Annotated in this window: 22 protein-coding genes; 11 read left to right on the forward strand and 11 right to left on the reverse strand. The window is 61.1% G+C overall.

From position 1 onward, the window contains the following. Positions 1–89 precede the first annotated feature (89 nt). Positions 90–971 carry a DMT family transporter gene (locus tag KBY08_RS13470; protein WP_011269039.1) on the forward strand — a complete coding sequence of 294 codons (882 nt, stop codon included), beginning with the start codon at positions 90–92 and terminating at the stop codon, positions 969–971. Here the strand turns inward: KBY08_RS13470 and KBY08_RS13475 are convergent. After that, positions 968–1,201 (reverse strand): hypothetical protein, encoded by a 234-nt coding sequence (locus KBY08_RS13475; RefSeq protein ID WP_003317034.1) that lies wholly within the window; start codon positions 1,199–1,201, stop codon positions 968–970. The genes KBY08_RS13470 and KBY08_RS13475 overlap by 4 nt on opposite strands. Before the next feature lie 308 nt (positions 1,202–1,509). Here KBY08_RS13475 and osmE point away from each other — a divergent pair, with 308 nt between their 5' ends. After that, the gene (gene osmE / locus KBY08_RS13480; RefSeq protein WP_003431761.1) at positions 1,510–1,848 is read left to right on the forward strand and encodes an osmotically-inducible lipoprotein OsmE; all 339 of its coding nucleotides are present in this window, start codon (positions 1,510–1,512) and stop codon (positions 1,846–1,848) included. A gap of 506 nt (positions 1,849–2,354) precedes the next feature. Then, positions 2,355–2,894: a ferritin-like domain-containing protein gene (locus tag KBY08_RS13485; RefSeq protein ID WP_003400308.1), complete on the forward strand. Its 540-nt coding sequence runs from the start codon at positions 2,355–2,357 to the stop codon at positions 2,892–2,894. Positions 2,895–3,071: 177 nt separating this feature from the next. On the opposite strand, the gene KBY08_RS13490 is transcribed toward KBY08_RS13485, so the two are convergent. Next, entirely contained in the window at positions 3,072–5,138 is a 2,067-nt protein-coding gene (locus KBY08_RS13490; protein WP_111522226.1) for an AsmA family protein, read from the reverse strand. A gap of 223 nt (positions 5,139–5,361) precedes the next feature. On the opposite strand from KBY08_RS13490, the gene KBY08_RS13495 reads away from it, so the two are divergent. The 5 genes from KBY08_RS13495 (at position 5,362) to KBY08_RS13515 (ending at position 8,639) form a co-directional block, all read left to right on the forward strand. Further along, complete coding sequence (locus KBY08_RS13495) at positions 5,362–5,994, forward strand: TetR family transcriptional regulator (RefSeq protein ID WP_002555418.1); 633 nt, start codon at positions 5,362–5,364, stop codon at positions 5,992–5,994. Between the two features lie 236 nt (positions 5,995–6,230). Further along, a complete protein-coding gene (gene ureE, locus KBY08_RS13500; protein ID WP_111522227.1) occupies positions 6,231–6,731 on the forward strand; it encodes an urease accessory protein UreE in 501 nt (166 codons plus the stop codon). Further along, positions 6,728–7,402, forward strand: coding sequence for an urease accessory protein UreF (locus tag KBY08_RS13505; RefSeq protein ID WP_011269042.1), 675 nt, complete (start codon positions 6,728–6,730; stop codon positions 7,400–7,402). Before ureE ends, KBY08_RS13505 begins: the two co-directional genes overlap by 4 nt. A 21-nt stretch (positions 7,403–7,423) precedes the next feature. Then, positions 7,424–8,041 (forward strand): urease accessory protein UreG, encoded by a 618-nt coding sequence (gene ureG, locus KBY08_RS13510; RefSeq protein ID WP_003368915.1) that lies wholly within the window; start codon positions 7,424–7,426, stop codon positions 8,039–8,041. A gap of 25 nt (positions 8,042–8,066) precedes the next feature. Next, positions 8,067–8,639 carry a HupE/UreJ family protein gene (locus KBY08_RS13515; protein ID WP_003368916.1) on the forward strand — a complete coding sequence of 191 codons (573 nt, stop codon included), beginning with the start codon at positions 8,067–8,069 and terminating at the stop codon, positions 8,637–8,639. Between the two features lie 41 nt (positions 8,640–8,680). On the opposite strand, the gene KBY08_RS13520 is transcribed toward KBY08_RS13515, so the two are convergent. From KBY08_RS13520 to nrdR, 9 genes are all read right to left on the reverse strand, one after another. Further along, a complete protein-coding gene (locus KBY08_RS13520; RefSeq protein ID WP_024640907.1) occupies positions 8,681–9,100 on the reverse strand; it encodes a hypothetical protein in 420 nt (139 codons plus the stop codon). Next, positions 9,097–9,714: a GTP cyclohydrolase II gene (ribA, locus tag KBY08_RS13525; protein ID WP_003419520.1), complete on the reverse strand. Its 618-nt coding sequence runs from the start codon at positions 9,712–9,714 to the stop codon at positions 9,097–9,099. The genes KBY08_RS13520 and ribA overlap by 4 nt, the downstream gene beginning before the upstream one ends. A gap of 133 nt (positions 9,715–9,847) precedes the next feature. Continuing rightward, entirely contained in the window at positions 9,848–10,813 is a 966-nt protein-coding gene (gene thiL, locus KBY08_RS13530) for a thiamine-phosphate kinase (protein WP_024659641.1), read from the reverse strand. Between the two features lie 16 nt (positions 10,814–10,829). Continuing rightward, the gene (nusB, locus tag KBY08_RS13535) at positions 10,830–11,327 is read right to left on the reverse strand and encodes a transcription antitermination factor NusB (protein WP_011269045.1); all 498 of its coding nucleotides are present in this window, start codon (positions 11,325–11,327) and stop codon (positions 10,830–10,832) included. Then, complete coding sequence (gene ribE / locus KBY08_RS13540) at positions 11,324–11,800, reverse strand: 6,7-dimethyl-8-ribityllumazine synthase (protein WP_058399417.1); 477 nt, start codon at positions 11,798–11,800, stop codon at positions 11,324–11,326. The genes nusB and ribE overlap by 4 nt, the downstream gene beginning before the upstream one ends. Positions 11,801–11,929: 129 nt before the next feature. Beyond that, positions 11,930–13,021 carry a bifunctional 3,4-dihydroxy-2-butanone-4-phosphate synthase/GTP cyclohydrolase II gene (ribBA, locus tag KBY08_RS13545; protein WP_003400327.1) on the reverse strand — a complete coding sequence of 364 codons (1,092 nt, stop codon included), beginning with the start codon at positions 13,019–13,021 and terminating at the stop codon, positions 11,930–11,932. Positions 13,022–13,042: 21 nt separating this feature from the next. Beyond that, complete coding sequence (locus tag KBY08_RS13550; RefSeq protein ID WP_003317049.1) at positions 13,043–13,705, reverse strand: riboflavin synthase; 663 nt, start codon at positions 13,703–13,705, stop codon at positions 13,043–13,045. Positions 13,706–13,752: 47 nt separating this feature from the next. Then, on the reverse strand, positions 13,753–14,853 hold the full coding sequence (ribD, locus tag KBY08_RS13555) for a bifunctional diaminohydroxyphosphoribosylaminopyrimidine deaminase/5-amino-6-(5-phosphoribosylamino)uracil reductase RibD (protein WP_162496877.1): 1,101 nt from the start codon (positions 14,851–14,853) through the stop codon (positions 13,753–13,755). Between the two features lie 41 nt (positions 14,854–14,894). Continuing rightward, positions 14,895–15,359, reverse strand: coding sequence for a transcriptional regulator NrdR (nrdR, locus tag KBY08_RS13560; RefSeq protein WP_003317051.1), 465 nt, complete (start codon positions 15,357–15,359; stop codon positions 14,895–14,897). Positions 15,360–15,535: 176 nt separating this feature from the next. Between nrdR and KBY08_RS13565 the strand changes: the two genes are divergently transcribed. The 3 genes from KBY08_RS13565 to trxA all read left to right on the forward strand — a co-directional run bounded on the left by KBY08_RS13565 (position 15,536) and on the right by trxA (position 17,777). Continuing rightward, complete coding sequence (locus tag KBY08_RS13565; RefSeq protein WP_003419544.1) at positions 15,536–15,985, forward strand: lipoprotein; 450 nt, start codon at positions 15,536–15,538, stop codon at positions 15,983–15,985. Further along, complete coding sequence (locus KBY08_RS13570; protein ID WP_032654137.1) at positions 15,982–16,635, forward strand: class I SAM-dependent methyltransferase; 654 nt, start codon at positions 15,982–15,984, stop codon at positions 16,633–16,635. The genes KBY08_RS13565 and KBY08_RS13570 overlap by 4 nt, the downstream gene beginning before the upstream one ends. A 269-nt stretch (positions 16,636–16,904) precedes the next feature. Next, positions 16,905–17,777: a thioredoxin gene (gene trxA / locus KBY08_RS13575; RefSeq protein ID WP_111522228.1), complete on the forward strand. Its 873-nt coding sequence runs from the start codon at positions 16,905–16,907 to the stop codon at positions 17,775–17,777. Positions 17,778–17,793: the final 16 nt, after the last annotated feature.

The raw sequence follows: 17,793 nt of genomic DNA on the forward strand, positions 1-17,793 counted from the left end.
TGCGCTCTGTGACGGGACACCGGACATCGCCGCTGGCATTCTCGACAAACAGGCGGATAATTACGCCTCGCTTTAACGATGATCCCCTCATGCAATACGCTTTCCCGCTGATTACCGTCCTTATCTGGGCGATCAACACAGCTGTCACCAAGGCGTCTGCCGGGGTGATCTTTCCGGCTGAAATAGGCTTTTATCGCTGGGCGCTGGCCGGCTTGCTGTTCACGCCGTTCATGCTCGGGCCGGTGTGGGCGAACCGCGCGGCGATCAAACCGGTACTGGGCAAGATCTTCATTCTGGCCGTGCTTGGCACAGCGCTGTATCAGAGCCTGGCGTACTTCGCGGCCAGCCTGACGACGGCCACCAACATGGGGATCATTCAGTCGATGGTGCCGATGATGGCGCTGGGGCTGTCGATAGCCTGCCTCGGCACTCGCCTGACCTCGGGCGCGCTGCTGGGGGCAGTGCTGTCATTCACGGGGGTGCTGGTTGTGGTCTCGGCGGGCAATCCGGCCGGTCTGATCGAGCAGGGTGTCAATCGGGGCGATGCGATGGTGCTGGTGGCCGCCGCGTCGTATGCGGTCTATAGCACGCTGCTGAAGAAGTGGCAGTTGCGCCTGCCGCCCCTGCAGCTGCTTTACGTACAGATCCTGCTGGCGATTATGGTTTTGCTGCCGCCGTTCATGCTGTCGGCGAAAACCGGCCTGAATGCGAGCAACCTCCCGATGGTGCTGTATGCAGCGATTCCAACGTCGATGCTCGCGCCGTGGTTGTGGATGACCTCGATCATGCGCCTGGGTCCCAGCCGCACAACATTGTTCTTCAACCTGATGCCCATCGCCACGGCCTTGATTGCCGCGGCGACACTGGGCGAGCAACTGGCGCTCTATCACCTGTTCGGCGGAGCGCTGACCCTGTGCGGCGTCATCCTCGCGGAACGCTGGACGACGCCGCTGCGGTCAGGTGCGGATTAGACAGTCGCGCTGCCTTCGCTGCCCTCCAGGCTGTGAATCGACACGTCGGTGATGCCGGCGGCAAGCGGCAGGCCGGCTTCACCCATTGGAAGCTCGTCCAGTTCTACGTGATGCTTGAGCGCCAGTTCGTGCACCACTTCAATGATAGGCACGTCCAGATTCTCGATAATGTCTACGTGGTGCTCGCCGAGCAGGGTGTACTCGATCTCATACAGTTCTTTATCGCTCATCGCATCTTCCTGGCCGTCACAGAGGAGCGGCTGATTAACGAACTACGGTCCGACAACCGATGACCGAGCCCAAGGCTGAGCAAAACGCTCAACCATGCCATCAGATTGACCTCGGCCTTTGGGGAACGTGCGAGGAATATTCAAAGCGCTTTTCATGCCCGAGCGTCATGGCGTTCGGGCGTTCAGCAGCGGCATCAGGGTGGATGCAAGGTACTGCCTCATCGCCATCTTTTTTTCGAACTCTTGGACCCCTCCCGGCTCCAAGGCATACCGGGCCAAAACCGGCTCTGACATGTGGAGCAACAACGATGTACAAAAAACTCTTCGCGGCGACCTTTGTATTGGCGACGATGGCTGGCTGCAGCAACACAACCGTGCAGAACCCGGTGGACTACGTCACTTATCGCAACGAGCCGCTGGTCAAGCAGGTCGAGAACGGCATGACGCGCCAGCAGGTCCTGACCATCGGCGGTGAACCGTCGAGCACCATCGAGCGCAAGGTCAACCCGGGCACTTGCAACAACTACGTCATGAACAAGGACGGCCACAAACAGGTTTACCACGTCAGCTTCAACAGCGACGGGCGTGTGACCAACAAAGGTTTCATGACTTGCGAACAACGCGAGAAGAACGAAAAAGCGATGTAATCAAAACGCAGGCACAAACAAAAAGCCCGAGGCATGAATGCCTCGGGCTTTTTGTTGAATGCTTTTTTAGGATCTGTACGAAAAGTGGCTGCGCTCGGTGATGCTTCGTTAAAAACAGGCTCGGAATGCTCATTTACAACACGTAGACTCCGCTTCCTCGCCTGTTTTTGCCTCGCCTGACCTTCGCTCGCCGACTTTTCGTACAGAGCCTAGAAAACCAGCTTGAACAGGGCGATAACCACGACCAGGCCGATCAGAAAGATGATGCCAACGGTGCTTCCCAGGAACTTGAGCATTGTGTATCTCCACGATTTATTTGGGTCTCAAGGTTGGGACCGCGAGGCTCAGCACTCGTTTCTTATATTTTTACATTCAGTCACAACCTTGCGCACCTGCGAAAATCCGATAAAACTTTTTCCCTTCTCCAGCACTCACAACCCTTGCTGATCCTGCCGGGCAATACACAGAGCGAGACAGCAAAACCTGATGAGTCCTGGAGATAAACGATGAATTCTGCACCGCAATCACAGCTTTCCGATGTAAATACTCTGCGCCAGCGCGCACGCCAGAACGTTGAGGATGGTGCTGTGACTCAAGGCTACAGCGCTGACCGCGAAACGGTCCTGCGCCTGCTCAATGAATCGCTGGCTACCGAGCTGGTCTGTGTGCTGCGCTACAAGCGCCACTACTACATGGCGTCGGGCCTCAAAGCGAGCGTCGCGGCAGCCGAGTTTCTGGAGCACGCAGAACAGGAAGCGCAGCACGCTGACAAACTGGCCGAGCGTATCGTGCAACTGGGCGGTGAACCGGAGTTCAACCCGGACACGCTGTCGAAAAACTCCCACGCGCAGTACGTGGCTGGCAACACGCTGAAGGAAATGGTCTACGAAGATCTGGTTGCCGAGCGCATCGCCGTCGACAGCTACCGCGAAATCATTCAATACCTCGGCGACAACGATCCGACAACCCGCCGCATCTTCGAAGAAATCCTTGCTCAGGAAGAAGAGCACGCCGATGACATGGCAGACATTCTGAACGATCTGTAACGCGCGGCAGCAAATGAAAAGCCAGGACCTGTGTCCTGGCTTTTTTGTGGGAGATATTGTCTCAAGCCAGATGCGTGAACATCGTTGCGCACGCTCCAGCATGGAAATGCATTTCTGGACGCTCTGCGTCCCACTAAGTGCGCGCCAACGCGGAGCGCTGGCACGAAAGATGGAGGGTTACTTCACCGTCTTCGGCGCCTTGCCGGTGCGCATCTGCTCCAGCAGCGGGCCACACTGATTGGGCTCGCTGTCACCAGTGGCGACCAGCGCCAGCAAACCGGCAACAGGACCTACGGTTGCACCGAGCAGGACCATGCCGGCTCCGCGCAGCAATAACGGGCCAGACTGCACGCCTGCGTTGGGCTTGGCGAACGGGCCGTTGACGTACAGCGGCGAACGCAGCGAGAACACGCGAAAGCCCTTGGATTCCGGATTGATCTGCAGGTCCAGTTGCTCGGTCCTCAGGTTCGCGGTGCCATTGATGTAGATAATGGCGTTCTCGGTATCGAAGACAAACAGCCGGCTGGTCGCCAGCCCGTCCTTGATGCCGAAGTTCGAGGCCGCGCAATTGATCTTCACGTCCTTGTCGCCGAACAGCTTGCCGACCACGTAATTGCCCACGTTGAGCCCGGCAATTTCCATCAGGCCGCGACTGATCGCGCCGTCGTTCACCAGCATCTTCATTTCGCCGTTGGCAGTCCCCAGCAAGGCTGCGACCGAGTTGCCGCGCCCACTGATGTCGGCATCGCCGTTCAGCTCACCGAAGCTGGTTTTCATCGGTTCGAAGGTCGGGAACAGCTGCTTGAGCTTGAAATTGCGCGCCGACAGTTTTGCCCGGCCCTGCATAGGTTTGTTTTGCCCGTTCAGGCGAATATCCGCGTCCAGCTTGCCGCCTGCCACACCAAAACGCAGCGGCTCGAGGCTCAACTGACCATCGTCGAGAACCAGATGGGTGTAGAGGTCGGTGAACGGCAGGTCCGGGCTCTGCACGATGCGCTTGCCGGTGAACTCCACGTCGGCGTCCATCGCCCGCCAGCGATCAGTCTGAAACTCTTCTACCGGCAGAACCTTGCCCGAAGGCTGCTTGCTCTCGCCACCGCGCTTTTTCTGCGCAGCATTGGAGTCCGCACCGATCAACGGCGCGAGGTCACTGAACAGCAATTGGTTGGAGACCAGCACGCCACTCAGCTTGGGCCGGGGCTGACTGGCGACGAAGCCCAGGTCGCCGTGGATATCGCTGTTGCCGATCTTGCCGTTGAAGCCTTCGTAACGAAAGTTGGCACCGGCCGCATCGTGCAGTTTGGCGATCAGGCGGCCATCGGTGGAGTACGCCGGAGAATCCGGCAGGGTCACACCCGTCAGCGGGTACAGATTGCTCAGGCTCGCGCCGGAAAGCTTGAGGCGTAGATCCAGCGCGCCCAGGTTCTGTGGATCGGTCAGGGTCCCGGCGATCACCGCATGGGTGTCACCGACTTTCACGTCAGCCTGTACCGGAAACGGCTGACTGGCGTCCTTGAGCGCGAGCAGACCGCCCACCTTGCCGGTGCCGCTCAGTTTCTGACCGTGGTACTGGCCCGTGACCGCCAGACCGAATGCGTAGTCCTGCGGCACTGCGCCCTTTTCCTGAGCCTTTTGCGCTTCCTTGCTGCCGACGATTTCACTGAACGGGACCGGCTTGCCGAGCAGGTCGATCACGACGTCCAGATTGGCGTTGAGTTTCTGGTCGTTGAAGCTCACCAGCCCCTTGTCGAACTTGATCGCACCGATGTCCATCACCCATTTGGAGGGCTCGGCATTCGGGTCGGACTTGGGCAGTTCGAACACCCAGTTGGCGCGACCATCGGCCAGGCGCTCCAGCCGGGCCTCGGGGCCGGTCAGGTCGATGCGCGGGATAACCACTTGCTGCGCCAGCAGCGGCAGCAGCGAGAGACGAAATTCGACGTGCTTGAGGGTCACCATCTGCGGGGTCTTCGACCACTCGGGGTTACCCAGGCTCAGGTCGTCGGCGACAAAATGCGGCGACGGCACCCAGGCGCGCCAGCCACCGAGTTCGGGCTCGCGCGTCCAGCGCACATCCAGATCACCATTGATGGCGAACGGACGATGCAGCGCTTCGCTGACTTTCGCGTTGAGGGTGGGTTTGATGCGGTTCCAGTCGAAAGTGACAATCACAATGACCAATATAGCCAGCACCACCAGCAACGTGGCACCTGTCCAGGCGAAAATCTTGCGGCTGCGCGTCATGCGTGACTCTCCAGAAAACAGCGCCCCGACCCTGGCGCGCTGAATACGACATGAATATTCGACTGACAAACGCGCCGAGGGTTTGATTTGAATACGAAAATGCATCGAAGGCCAGCACTCATGCACTATTACTGGTCAAGGAGCCTGACTGAAAACCCTTTCGACGCAGGTAAAGCGCATTTGCTAAAGTGCATCCCAGCCTAATCCAAGAATCGTTTGAGCCATGCTGCCCCGCGCCGAACAGAAACAACAGACCCGAAGAGCCCTGCTCGATGCTGCCCATCAACTGATGGAGAGCGGGCGCGGCTTCGGCAGCCTGAGCCTGCGCGAAGTGGCGCGCACGGCGGGCATCGTGCCGACCGGGTTCTACCGGCACTTTGAAGACATGGACCAGCTGGGGCTGGCGCTGGTCAGCGAGGTCGGCCAGACCTTTCGCGAGACCATCCGGCTGGTGCGCCACAACGAATTCGCCATGGGCGGGCTGATTCGTGCATCGGTGAAGATATTCCTCGAACGCGTGGCAGCCAACCGCTCGCAGTTCCTGTTTCTGGCGCGCGAACAATACGGCGGCTCCTTGAAGGTGCGTCAGGCGCTCGGAGCACTGCGCGAAGGCATCAGCGCCGACCTTACGGCCGATCTGGCAAAGATGCCCAAATGGCAGCACCTGAATGCCGATGCACTGTCGATCATCGCCGACCTGGTGGTGAAAAGCGTGTTTGCGATGCTGCCGGAACTGATCGACCCGCCCCCCGCCTCACTTGCCCCGCACCTGACACCTCAGGCGAAGATCACCCAGCAACTGCGCTTCATCTTCATCGGCGCACGGCACTGGCGGGGCCTGGGCAGTCATGATTGAGCGTCAGCACGCTGAACTCCGTCCTGCGGCGTTAACCGTCTCACTATTAACGTTATCTTGACCACCACACTACGCACCAACTTAAAGCACGAACTTGATTGCGCACCATAAAAGATCACTGATAAGCCCGCCAATGCTCGCATCACCTGCCTCTGTCAGCCTTTTCCCTACAAGCTGCACTGTTGGCAAGCCCCTTGCTCTGATTTGAAGCATCGCAATTGGCTGGAAGCTATCTGATGCTGGTGATTCACGACCGAATCGAACCTCAGGCCGAATGGGCCGCCGAGCTGCATTTGAATTTCGAGGCACGCAGCAAAAGTCGACTGCGCTGCTTCAGTGCGGAAAACGAAGACGTTGGCCTGTTTCTGCAACGCGGCCAGTCGCCCCTGCGCGATGGCGAGTTTCTGCAGGCCAAGGACGGCCGTGTCGTGCGTGTCTGCGCACGTCCTGAAAAACTCATTCATGTCACGTGCAGCAGCACCTTCGAACTGACCCGCGCGGCCTATCACCTTGGCAATCGTCACGTGGCCCTGCAAGTCGGCGACGGCTGGTTGCGCCTGCTCGACGATTACGTGCTCAAGGCGATGCTCGACCAACTGGGCGCTACTGTCGACACCATCGAAGCGCCGTTCCAGCCGGAACATGGCGCCTACGGCGGCGGGCATCATCACTCGCGTGCAGGCGAGGAGGATTTCAACTATCCGCCGCGCATGCACCAGTTCGGCGTGCGCAAGTGAACAGCGCCTGGGCGCTGTTGCGCCTGGCCAGTCCGCAGTTGCCTATCGGTGGCTACAGCTATTCGCAAGGGCTGGAAATGGCAGTGGAGCAATCCATTGTGGTGGACCCGCAGACTGCGGGCCGCTGGATCGGCGATCAACTGCTGCTCAACCTCGCGCGTTTCGAGGCCCCGCTGCTGCTGGCTCATTGCGATGCAGCGGCAGCCGGTGACTGGGGCCAGTTGCTGCAAGTCAGCGAGCAGCATCGCGCCAGCCGCGAGACTCGCGAGCTGCATCTGGAAAGCCGGCAGATGGGCTACTCGCTGAAGCAGTTGCTCAATGGCCTGCCTGAACTGGATCGTGATGCACGGCATTTTCTGCAGCAGACTGCCGAGCCGCACCTGGCCCTTGGCTGGGCGCTGGCCGCACGCGCCTGGCAGATCAGCCCGCAGGATGCGCTGGCCGCCTGGCTATGGAGCTGGCTTGAAAACCAGCTGGCCGTGCTGATGAAAACCCTGCCGCTGGGCCAGCAAGCCGCCCAGCGCCTGACCAGCGAGCTGTTGCCGTTATTGCAGCAGGCGCAGGTCAGTGCCAGCGCACAAGATCCCTGCCATGCCGGCAGCGCAGCCTTCGGTCTGTCCCTGGCGAGCATGGCGCACGAACGTCAATACAGCCGGTTATTCCGGTCCTGATCAGTCCTTATGGAGAACTCAATGAACAGCCAACCTCTGCGTGTCGGAATCGGTGGCCCGGTCGGATCCGGCAAGACGGCGCTGACCCTGGCGCTGTGCCTGGCATTGCGCGACCGCTATAACCTGGCCGTCGTGACCAACGATATCTATACCCGTGAAGACGCCGATTTTCTGGTGCGTAACGAGGCACTGGCACCAGAGCGCATCATCGGCGTTGAAACCGGCGGCTGCCCGCATACCGCCATTCGTGAGGATGCTTCGATCAACCTGGAAGCGGTCGACCAACTCAATCGCCGCTTCGAAGGCCTGGACCTGATCATCGTCGAGTCCGGTGGCGACAACCTTTCCGCGACCTTCAGCCCGGAGCTTTCCGACCTGACCATCTACGTAATCGACGTGTCGGCCGGCGACAAGCTGCCGCGCAAGGGCGGTCCGGGCATCTGCAAGTCCGACCTGCTGGTGATCAACAAGATCGACCTCGCCCCTTTGGTGGGCGCGTCACTGGAGATGATGGACAGCGACACGCGCAGGATGCGTGGCGAAAAGCCGTTCGTGTTCAGCAATCAGAAAACCGGTCAGGGTCTGGAACAGATCATTGCCTTCATTGAGCGCCAGGGCCTGCTGACTGCGGCCGCCTGAATTCACAACCAAAAGGAACCCGTCGATGAATTACAAAAAAGCCCTTGGCGCCCTCGCGCTGTTGCTGGTCCCGACTCTGGCGCTGGCTCACCCCGGTCATGGCGATAACGGCCTGATCGCCGGTATCAGCCACCCGATCGGCGGGCTGGATCATTTGCTGGCAATGCTTGCCGTCGGCTTGTGGGCTGCGCAGCAACAAGGTTCGGCACGCTGGGCGCTGCCGTGCACCTTCGTCGGCACCATGCTGATCGGCGGCATGCTGGGCTTTGAAGGTCTGAACCTGCCAGCGCTGGAAAGCGGCATTGCCGCATCGGTACTGGCTCTGGGCCTGGCCGTGGCATTGGCAGTACGTCCGCCACTGGCATTGGCGGTAGCCGCAACAGCCCTGTTCGCCTTGTTCCACGGCGTGGCGCATGGCCTTGAACTGCCGGAAATGTCCAGCCCATGGGCCTACGCAGCAGGTTTCGTTGCAGCGACCGCGGCCTTGCATGCGCTGGGTTATGCAGTGGTTCGCGTGTTGCCGCAGGCGGCAGCACCGCTGGTGCGTATCGCCGGTGCAGCTTCTGCGGCAGCGGGAGTATGGTTGCTGGCAGCCTGAGGGAGTTTCGCGCTGCTCGTGTCCGCTTCAGCTGGGCATGATCAGCGTGAAAGCACAGGAATGCGGTACAGGTAGAGCAGCACTGCGCTGGCAAACGCCAGCAGGCAGACCGGCAACGGATGCAGACCGAACAGCACCGCGATGGCGGCGATCCAGGCAGGCAACCCGGCGGCCAGAAAGGCCAGGCGGCGGATGGCAGCGAGTTTCAGCCATGCTGCCGGCTCCTCGGGGGTATCGAGTGCAGCCTGGGTGACGGCCAACGCGCGCTTGTACGCGCCGAAGGGTTTCAGGCTGACGAACATCGAGCCTATCCCGGCGATGAACAGCGGGAGCGCCAACACCGGAATGAGCGGCTCGCTGGCACCGAAAAAGACACAGACCACCAGCAATGGCGCCAGGGTCAGGCCCAGTTGACGCCACCATTGCATCTCCAGCTTTTGACGAACCTCGCTGCGTGTCACGCGGGACCGACCTCGCTTTGATGTTCGTTACCCATCATGTGCCCCAGCTTGCCCGCCTTGGTCGCCAGATAAAGGCGGTTGTGCGGGTTTTGCCCGGTGTGCAGAGGCACGCGCTCAGCGACCCTGATGCCCATCTCGGTCAAGGCTTTGACCTTGCGCGGGTTGTTGGTCATAAGCCGTAGCGACTGCACGCCCAGATGCTGAAGCATCGGCAGGCAGATCGCGTAGTCACGCTGATCGGCAGCAAAGCCCAGACGCTCGTTGGCTTCAACCGTATCGGCACCGCCATCCTGCAGCTCGTAGGCGCGGATCTTGTTCATCAGACCAATACCGCGCCCTTCCTGGCGCAAATACAACAGTACGCCCCGCCCTTCGGTGGCGATGGCGCGCAGGGCAGCCTCCAGTTGAGAGCCGCAATCGCAACGCTGACTGAACAGGGCGTCGCCGGTCAGGCATTCGGAATGTACGCGACCCAGAACCGGCTCACCGTCCGCCACATCGCCCAGACTCAGGACGACATGTTCACGGCCGGTTGCCGACTCGATAAAGCCGTGCATGGCAAACTCTGCAAAGGGAGTGGGCAGTTTGGAAGCGGCGACAAAGACGACGGGCACCGTGTGCTCCTGATCAGTATGAAGACTGGAAATTCGCAAGATTTGCATTGTAACAGCAGGTTCCTGCAGACGCTCAGGGTGAATTCTCGGGCATTTAGATCATAAAGTTCGATAGATAGAAGTGCTCATCCGCTCACTGCTCACCGCCAAAATGCTGGTAGCCACGCGTGTCGGGTGTGACGTCTTGCCCGGTGTCGTCGACAAGCACGACGCCTTGCCCCTGCTCTACCCGGCCAATGACGTGCACCGGCCAGCCTTCTTTCAGCAACGCCGACAAGTGTTCGGAAGGCAGGGTGAAGGCCAGGATGTAATCATCACCACCGCTCAGCGCGGCCTGTCGGGCTGAGGGCAGATCGAACAAGGCCAGCAATGGGTCGGACATCGGCAGGCGGTCCCGCTCGACAACCAGACGCACACCCGACGCACGGGCGATGTGTCCGCAGTCGGCCAGCAGCCCGTCGGAGATGTCCAGCGCCGACGTCGCCCTGCCGCGCAAGGCCTGGCCCAGCGCCAGTTGCGGTTGCGGCGACCAGTAGCGGGCCAGCAATGCTTCGGCGATCGAGGGTTCGGCGCTGCGCTGCTTCAATACCAGCGGTAACGCACCTGCGCCATCACCCAGCGTACCGCCGACACACAGCAGGTCACCCGCCTGGGCACCCGCGCGGGTCAGGGCTGATCCGGCCGGCACAGCGCCGAACACTGTCAGGGTCAGGCTCAAGGGACCGCGCGTGGTATCACCACCGATCAGACGCAGCGAACAACCCTGCGCCATCTGGTTCAGGCCGCTAGCGAAGGTCTCCAGCCAGTCGGCATCGACCTGCGGCAGGGTCAGGGCAAGGGTGAACGCGACAGGCCTGGCGCCCATGGCCGCCAGGTCACTGGCAGACACTGCCAGCGCACGCTGGCCAAGCAGAAAGGGGTCGCAGACATCAGGAAAATGCACCCCGGCAACCAGGGTGTCGGTCGAGATCGCCAACTGCTCGCCGGGCGTCAACGCCAGCAGCGCGCAGTCATCGCCGATCCCCAGGGCAACTTCCTCGCCCGCCTGCGCACAGGGCGCGGCGGCGAAGTAATTGCGGATCAGCTCGAACTCTCCCATGAAGGTCAGGCGCGAATCAGCGCTTGTGGGCCTTCACTTCGACTTCACGCAGGCGCGGCGCCAGCTTGTCCAGCACGCCATTGACGAACTTGTGGCCGTCAGTGGAGCCGTAGACTTTCGCCAGCTCGATGCCTTCGTTGATCACCACGCGATAAGGCACGTCGATGCGCTTGAGCAGTTCGAAGGTGGACAGGCGCAATATCGCCAGCTCAATCGGATCGAGTTCTTCGATGGTCAGGTCAAGGCAAGGCTTCAGAGCGGTGTCGATCTCGGTCTGGTTGGTTGCCACGCCGTGTAACAACTCACGGAAGTAGGTGCCGTCAACGTTACTGAAGTCATTATCGACACGGAACTGGGCTTCGATTTCGTTCAGCGCGTGGCCAGCCATGTGCCGTTGGTACAGGGCCTGAGTTGCCATCTGACGCGCTTCGCGACGTTTGGCGCTCTTGCCCTTGGCGATTTCCGGCGATTTGGCGTCGCGCGGGTTGAACTGGTCGGTATCGTCGGAAATCACTTGGCCTCCAGCTGCGACAGCAGGCTGACCATTTCGATGGCGGACAGGGCAGCTTCAGCGCCCTTGTTGCCGGCCTTGGTGCCGGAGCGCTCGATGGCCTGCTCGATGGAATCGACAGTCAATACGCCGAAAGCGACCGGCACGCCGAACTCCATGGACACCTGGGACAAGCCCTTGACGCACTCGCCTGCCACGTATTCGAAGTGCGGAGTACCGCCACGGATCACTGCACCCAGTGCGACGATGGCCGCGAACTCGCTGCGCTGGGCAACTTTCTGCACAACCAGTGGAATCTCGAACGCACCCGGCGCACGGATGATGGTGATGTCGCTTTCACTCACACCATGGCGTACCAGCGCATCAATGGCACCGCTAACCAGGCTTTCCACGACGAAGCTGTTGAAACGGCCAACTACCAAGGCATAGCGGCCTTGGGGGGCGATGAAGGTACCTTCGATGGTCTTCAAGGTCATTCGGTGAGTCTCGTATTAAAGAGCAAGCCCGCCTTGGGGCGGACTTTGAGGGATATTAGGCCACGAATCATGCCTGTCAGGCCAAAACCTGCGAAAAACCATCTTTCACACGCCCCGACCTGCCAGTATTTATTCGGAGGGCACGTATTCTACAACTTCCAGATCGAAACCGGATATCGCATTGAACTTCATCGGCGAACTCATCAGGCGCATTTTGCGCACGCCAAGGTCACGAAGGATCTGCGAACCGGCACCGACCGTGCTGTACGTAGTCGGCGTCTTGATCGGTTGCTGACCGGCGGTTTCGCGAATATGAGCCAGCAAGACATCGCCATCCAGCGGGTGACCGAGCAGCAGCACCACACCGCTGCCCGCCTCGTTAACCGCGCGCATGGCGGCGCGCAGGCTCCAGCGGCCGGGCTGGTTGACCATCAACAGGTCACGCAGCGGGTCCATGTTATGCACGCGAACCAGCGTGGGCTCTTCGGCACAGATGGTGCCCAGGGTCAGCGCCAGATGCACGTCGCCCTCGACCGAATCGCGGTAGGTCACCAGGTTGAAACTGCCCAGTTCGCTGTCCATCGGCTGCTCGGCAATCCGCTGAACGGTACGTTCGTGGATCATCCGGTAGTGAATCAGGTCGGCGATGGTGCCGATCTTGATGTCATGTTGCAGGGCAAATGCTTCGAGTTCGGCGCGACGCGACATGGTGCCGTCGTCGTTCATGACTTCGCAGATCAGGCCCGTCGGCTCGAAACCGGCCATGCGCGCCAGGTCGCAGGCCGCTTCGGTATGACCGGCGCGCGCCAGGGTGCCGCCCGCCTGAGCCATGAGCGGGAAGATATGCCCAGGGCTGACGATGTCTTCGGCCTTGGCGTCCTTGGCAGCGGCGGCCTGCACCGTGCGTGCACGGTCGGCTGCCGAGATGCCGGTGGTCACGCCTTCGGCGGCTTCGATGGAAACGGTGAACTTGGTGCCGAAACCCGAGCCGTTGCGCGCTGCCATCAGCGGCAGCTTGAGGGTTTCGCAGCGCTCGCGAGTCATCGGCATGCAGATCAGACCACGGGCGAAACGCGCCATGAAGTTGATGTGCTCGGGCTTCACGCATTCGGCGGCCATAATCAGGTCGCCTTCGTTTTCGCGGTCTTCGTCATCCATGAGGATGACCATCTTGCCCTGGCGAATGTCTTCGACCAGTTCTTCGATACTGTTGAGCGCCACGCGGCACCCCCTTCAATCAATTCAGGATTTGAGGTAGCCGTTCTCGGCCAGGAAGCTTTCGGTGATCGTGCCGTGGCCCGGCTCGGCGGCCTTGTCACCCAGCAGCAGGCGCTCCAGATAACGCGCCAGCAGATCGACTTCCAGGTTGACCTTACGGCCGGGCTGGTAGTCGGCCATGATCGTTTCGCTCCAGGTATGAGGCACGATGGTCAGTTCAAACTCCGCGCCGTTGACCGAATTGACGGTCAGGCTGGTGCCGTCGACCGTGATCGAGCCTTTGTGGGCGATGTATTTGGCCAGTTCACGTGGCGCACGCACCGTGAACTGAATGGCACGGGCGTTATCCGCGCGGGCAACGATTTCGCCGACGCCGTCGACATGGCCGCTGACCAGATGGCCGCCCAGACGCGTGGTCGGGGTCAGGGCCTTTTCCAGGTTGACCCGGCTGCCGCTCTTCAGGTCGACAAAGGCGGTGACGGTCAGGGTCTCCCGGCTGACGTCAGCCCAGAAGCCATCACCGGGCAATTCGACGGCGGTCAGGCATACGCCATTCACGGCAATGCTGTCGCCGAGTTTGACGTCGGTCAGGTCAAGCTTGCCGGTTTCCACGTAAACGCGGACGTCGCCGCCTTTGGGAGTCAGGGCGCGGATGCTGCCAATGGATTCGATAATGCCGGTAAACATGGGTCCTCCGGGAGAACAAGGGCTGCGCGCAAGGCGAAAGCCGGGAATTATACGCCGGGTGTGCGCACAGGGAGAGCGATGACTCGCCAGTCATTACCGACAGCACGCATTTCCACAATGTTCAGTTCCAGTGCCTCGCTCATCTGCGCCAGTGGCAGATCGAGCAGCGGACGGGCCGATGAGCCGAGGAACTTGCCGGCAATGAAGAGCTGAAACTCGTCGACCAGCCCGAGCCGCGCAAAAGCCCCCGCCAGTCGCGGACCGGCCTCGACCAGCACTTCATTGACGCCCCGCGCTGCGAGTTCGCCCATCAACCTGCGCAGGTCCACATGACCGGCGCTGTCGGCCAGCGCGAGCATTTCGTGGCCCTCCTCCTGATAGCGGCCTCGCGCCGACGCAGCAGCGCAGGTCACGACCAGCGCACTGCCTGCCTGGAAGAACGGTGCATCGAGCGGCACACGCAAACGGCCGTCGATCAACACGCGCAACGGCGCGCGTGCCGCGGCCAGCGCGGTCAATTCGGCATCGAGCCCCAGTTCATCAGGGCGTACGGTGAGACGAGCCTTGTCGGCCAGCACCGTGTCGGCACCGCTGAGCACCACGCTCGACTGGGCGCGCAGGCGCTGTACGGCAGAGCGCGCCTCGGGGCCGGTGATCCACTGGCTTTCCCCGCCGGCCATCGCCGTTCGGCCATCCAGGCTCATGGCCATTTTGACCCGCACATACGGCAGGCCGGTCTCCATGCGCTTGAGAAAGCCTTTGTTCAGCGCTCGCGCTTCGCTTTCCAGCACACCACACTGAACGCCGATGCCGGCATTCATGAGGCGCAACAGGCCGCGACCGGAAACGTCGGGGTTGGGGTCCTGCATCGCTGCGACAACCCGCGTCAGCCCGGCTTCGATCAGTGCATCGGCACAGGGCGGTGTGCGCCCCTGGTGACTGCACGGCTCGAGGGTGACGTAGGCGGTCGCGCCTCTGGCCAGCTCGCCGGCCTGGCGCAAGGCATGCACTTCGGCATGCGGCTCACCGGCGCGCGCATGCCAGCCTTCGCCAACGATCCGGCCTTCACGCACGATCACGCAGCCGACTCGCGGGTTGGGATGCGTGGAGTACAGCCCCTTGCGCGCCAGCTCGAGTGCTCGCGCCATGTAATGAACGTCGAGAGCCGCCTGTTCAGTCAGCAATGCATTTATTCCTTGCCCGGCTCGCGGGCCAGACGATCGATTTCTTCACGGAATTCGTTGAGGTCCTGAAAGCGGCGGTACACCGAAGCGAAGCGGATATAGGCCACTTCGTCGAGCTTCTGCAGCTCGGTCATCACCAGCTCACCCACCACCAGCGATTTGACTTCGCGTTCGCCGGTTGCGCGCAGCTTGTGTTTGATGTGAACCAGGGCCGCTTCCAGGCGCTCGACACTCACCGGACGCTTTTCGAGCGCCCGCTGCATACCGGCGCGCAGTTTTTCTTCATCGAAAGGCTGGCGGCTGCCGTCCTGCTTGATCAGACGCGGCAAGACCAGCTCGGCCGTTTCGAACGTGGTGAAGCGCTCGCCGCAGGCCAGGCACTCGCGTCGGCGGCGTACTTGCTCGCCTTCGGCGACGAGGCGGGAGTCGATGACTTTGGTGTCATTGGCACCGCAGAAGGGACAGTGCATGGTGGCTGGCAACAAAAGAATGAGGAGCGCCATGTTAGCGCATCCTGCTGGCAAGACAAGGCTGAGGGTTTACGGTATATAGACGCACATTAAAGCGGTGTGAAATTGTCCGGGCTCGGTAATACTGCACGCTTGGCGTCCCCCAGCCTTTCGAATTTTGTCTTGTGGAGCTTTTGATGACGTTACGCCCCGCTTTTCTACTCTGCTTCATCGGCTTGCTGGCCGCGTGCAGCAGTAATGACGCGCCGAAACCGGCTGCGCCGCCACCGGTCGCACCTTCGATCAAGCTGCCCGCCGGGCCGGGGCCACTGCAACCGTACCAACGTGAACTCAGCGGGCAATTGCTGGGCGTGCCGGCCGGCGCCGAGGTCGAGCTGGCAATGCTGGTCATCGACGAGCGCGGGCGTCCACAGAAGCTGCTGACCAACACCCTGCTCAAGGGCAACGGTCAATCATTGCCGTTCCAGCTGCGCTTCAACCCGGAAGCCTTTCCGGTCGGCGGACGTGTCGAGTTGCGTGGCCGCGCCAGCAAGTCCGGGCAATTGATCCTGCACCTGCCATCAATGCGTATCGATCAGCCGGTGACTCAGGCCCTGGGGCAGTTGCAGTTCGTCAAGGCGCCATGATCGCTCCGCAGCATCTGCAACATGCGCTGAGCGAACTGCTTGGCGACGCCCGGTTGGTAGTCACTGCGCTGCCGGGCACCGAGCTGAAGCTGTGGCTGATCGACGATGTCAACATGGACCGCGCCTTCAGCCCGGAGGAAACGCGGCGCATTCTGGAAGAACCACCGTACTGGAGCTTCTGCTGGGCGAGCGGCCTGGCCCTGGCGCGTTTTCTGGCTGAAAACCCGCACTGGGTGGCCGGCAAGCGGGTACTGGACTTCGGTGCGGGCTCGGGTGTAGCGGGCATTGCCGCGCTCAGGGCCGGGGCGCTTGAGGTGGTGGCCTGTGATCTCGATCCACTGGCGCTCGCTGCCTGCCGGGCCAATGCCGAACTCAATCAGGTGTCATTGCGTTACTCGACGGATTTCTTTGCCGAGGCGGACCGCTTCGATCTGATTCTGGTCGCCGACGTGCTCTACGACCGCGCCAACCTGCCGTTGCTTGATCAGTTTCTCTCCCGGGGCCGCGAGGCACTGGTGGCGGATTCCCGCGTGCGCGACTTCAAACACGCTGCCTACCAGCGTCTGACGATGCTGCATGCCCACACCCTGCCGGACCTGGCCGAACCGCACGAGTTTCGCGACGTGAGCCTCTATCACGCGGCGCGGTGAGCGCTAAATAACAGTCCGGGATTGCTCAGCTAAACGGCTTTTGTAGGAGCGAACTTGTTCGCGAAGACGGTCGTTCAAACGATAAATTTCCAGAGAGCTTTCCACCCCTTTCGCGAACAAGCGAAGCGTCGCCCGGTTCGCTCCCACGGCCTTCGGCCAGCATCAATAGCAATGAGTGTGGGCACGATCATGTCCAATAGACGACACCGCTTTCAGCATTGCCCTGCGGGCTTTATAGTTGGCAGCATTCAGATTCTTCGAGACGTGCAATGAGCCAGGAAACTGCTTACATCTTCGACGCAACCGCCGCGAACTTCGATCAACTGGTGATCGACAAGTCCTTCGACCAGCCGGTGCTGGTGGATTTCTGGGCCGAGTGGTGTGCGCCCTGCAAGGTCTTGATGCCCCTGCTGCAGCAAATTACCGAGAGTTATCAGGGCGAGCTGCTGCTGGCCAAGGTCAATTGCGACATCGAGCAGGACATCGTGGCGCGCTTCGGCATTCGCAGCCTGCCGACCGTGGTGCTGTTCAAGGACGGCCAGCCGGTAGATGGCTTTGCCGGTGCCCAGCCCGAGTCGGAAATCCGCAAGATTCTCGACCAGCACGTGGTCATGCCGCCACCGCCAGCCGCCGACCCGCTCAAGCAGGCACAGGCGCTGTTTGCGGAAAATCGTTTCGCCGAAGCCGAAGCACAGCTCAAGGTGCTGCTGGGCGAAGACAACACCAATGGCGCCGCGCTGATTCTGTATGCGCGCTGCCTGGCCGAACGTGGCGAACTGAGCGAGGCCAAGGCTGTGCTGGATGCGGTCACCGGTGATGCGCACAAGGCCGAACTCGCCGGCGCCAAGGCCCAGCTGACGTTCCTCGCGCAAGCCGCGACCCTGCCGGACGCCGCCGAACTGAAAAGCCGTCTTGCGCAAAACCCGCAGGACGATGAAGCGGCGCTGCAACTGGCGATTCAGCAGTTGTCGCGTCAACAGTACGAAGCGGCGCTCGAGGGCTTGCTCAAGCTGTTCATCCGCAATCGCAATTACGCCGAGGGCCTGCCGCACAAGACCCTGCTGCAAGTATTCGACCTGCTGGGCAACGATCATCCGCTGGTCACGGCGTACCGTCGCAAGCTGTTTGCCGCGCTGTACTAATGTACAAAGCAACAGG

It is taken from the genome of Pseudomonas sp. P135, assembly GCF_020312125.1.
GTDB lineage: Bacteria > Pseudomonadota > Gammaproteobacteria > Pseudomonadales > Pseudomonadaceae > Aquipseudomonas > Aquipseudomonas fragariae.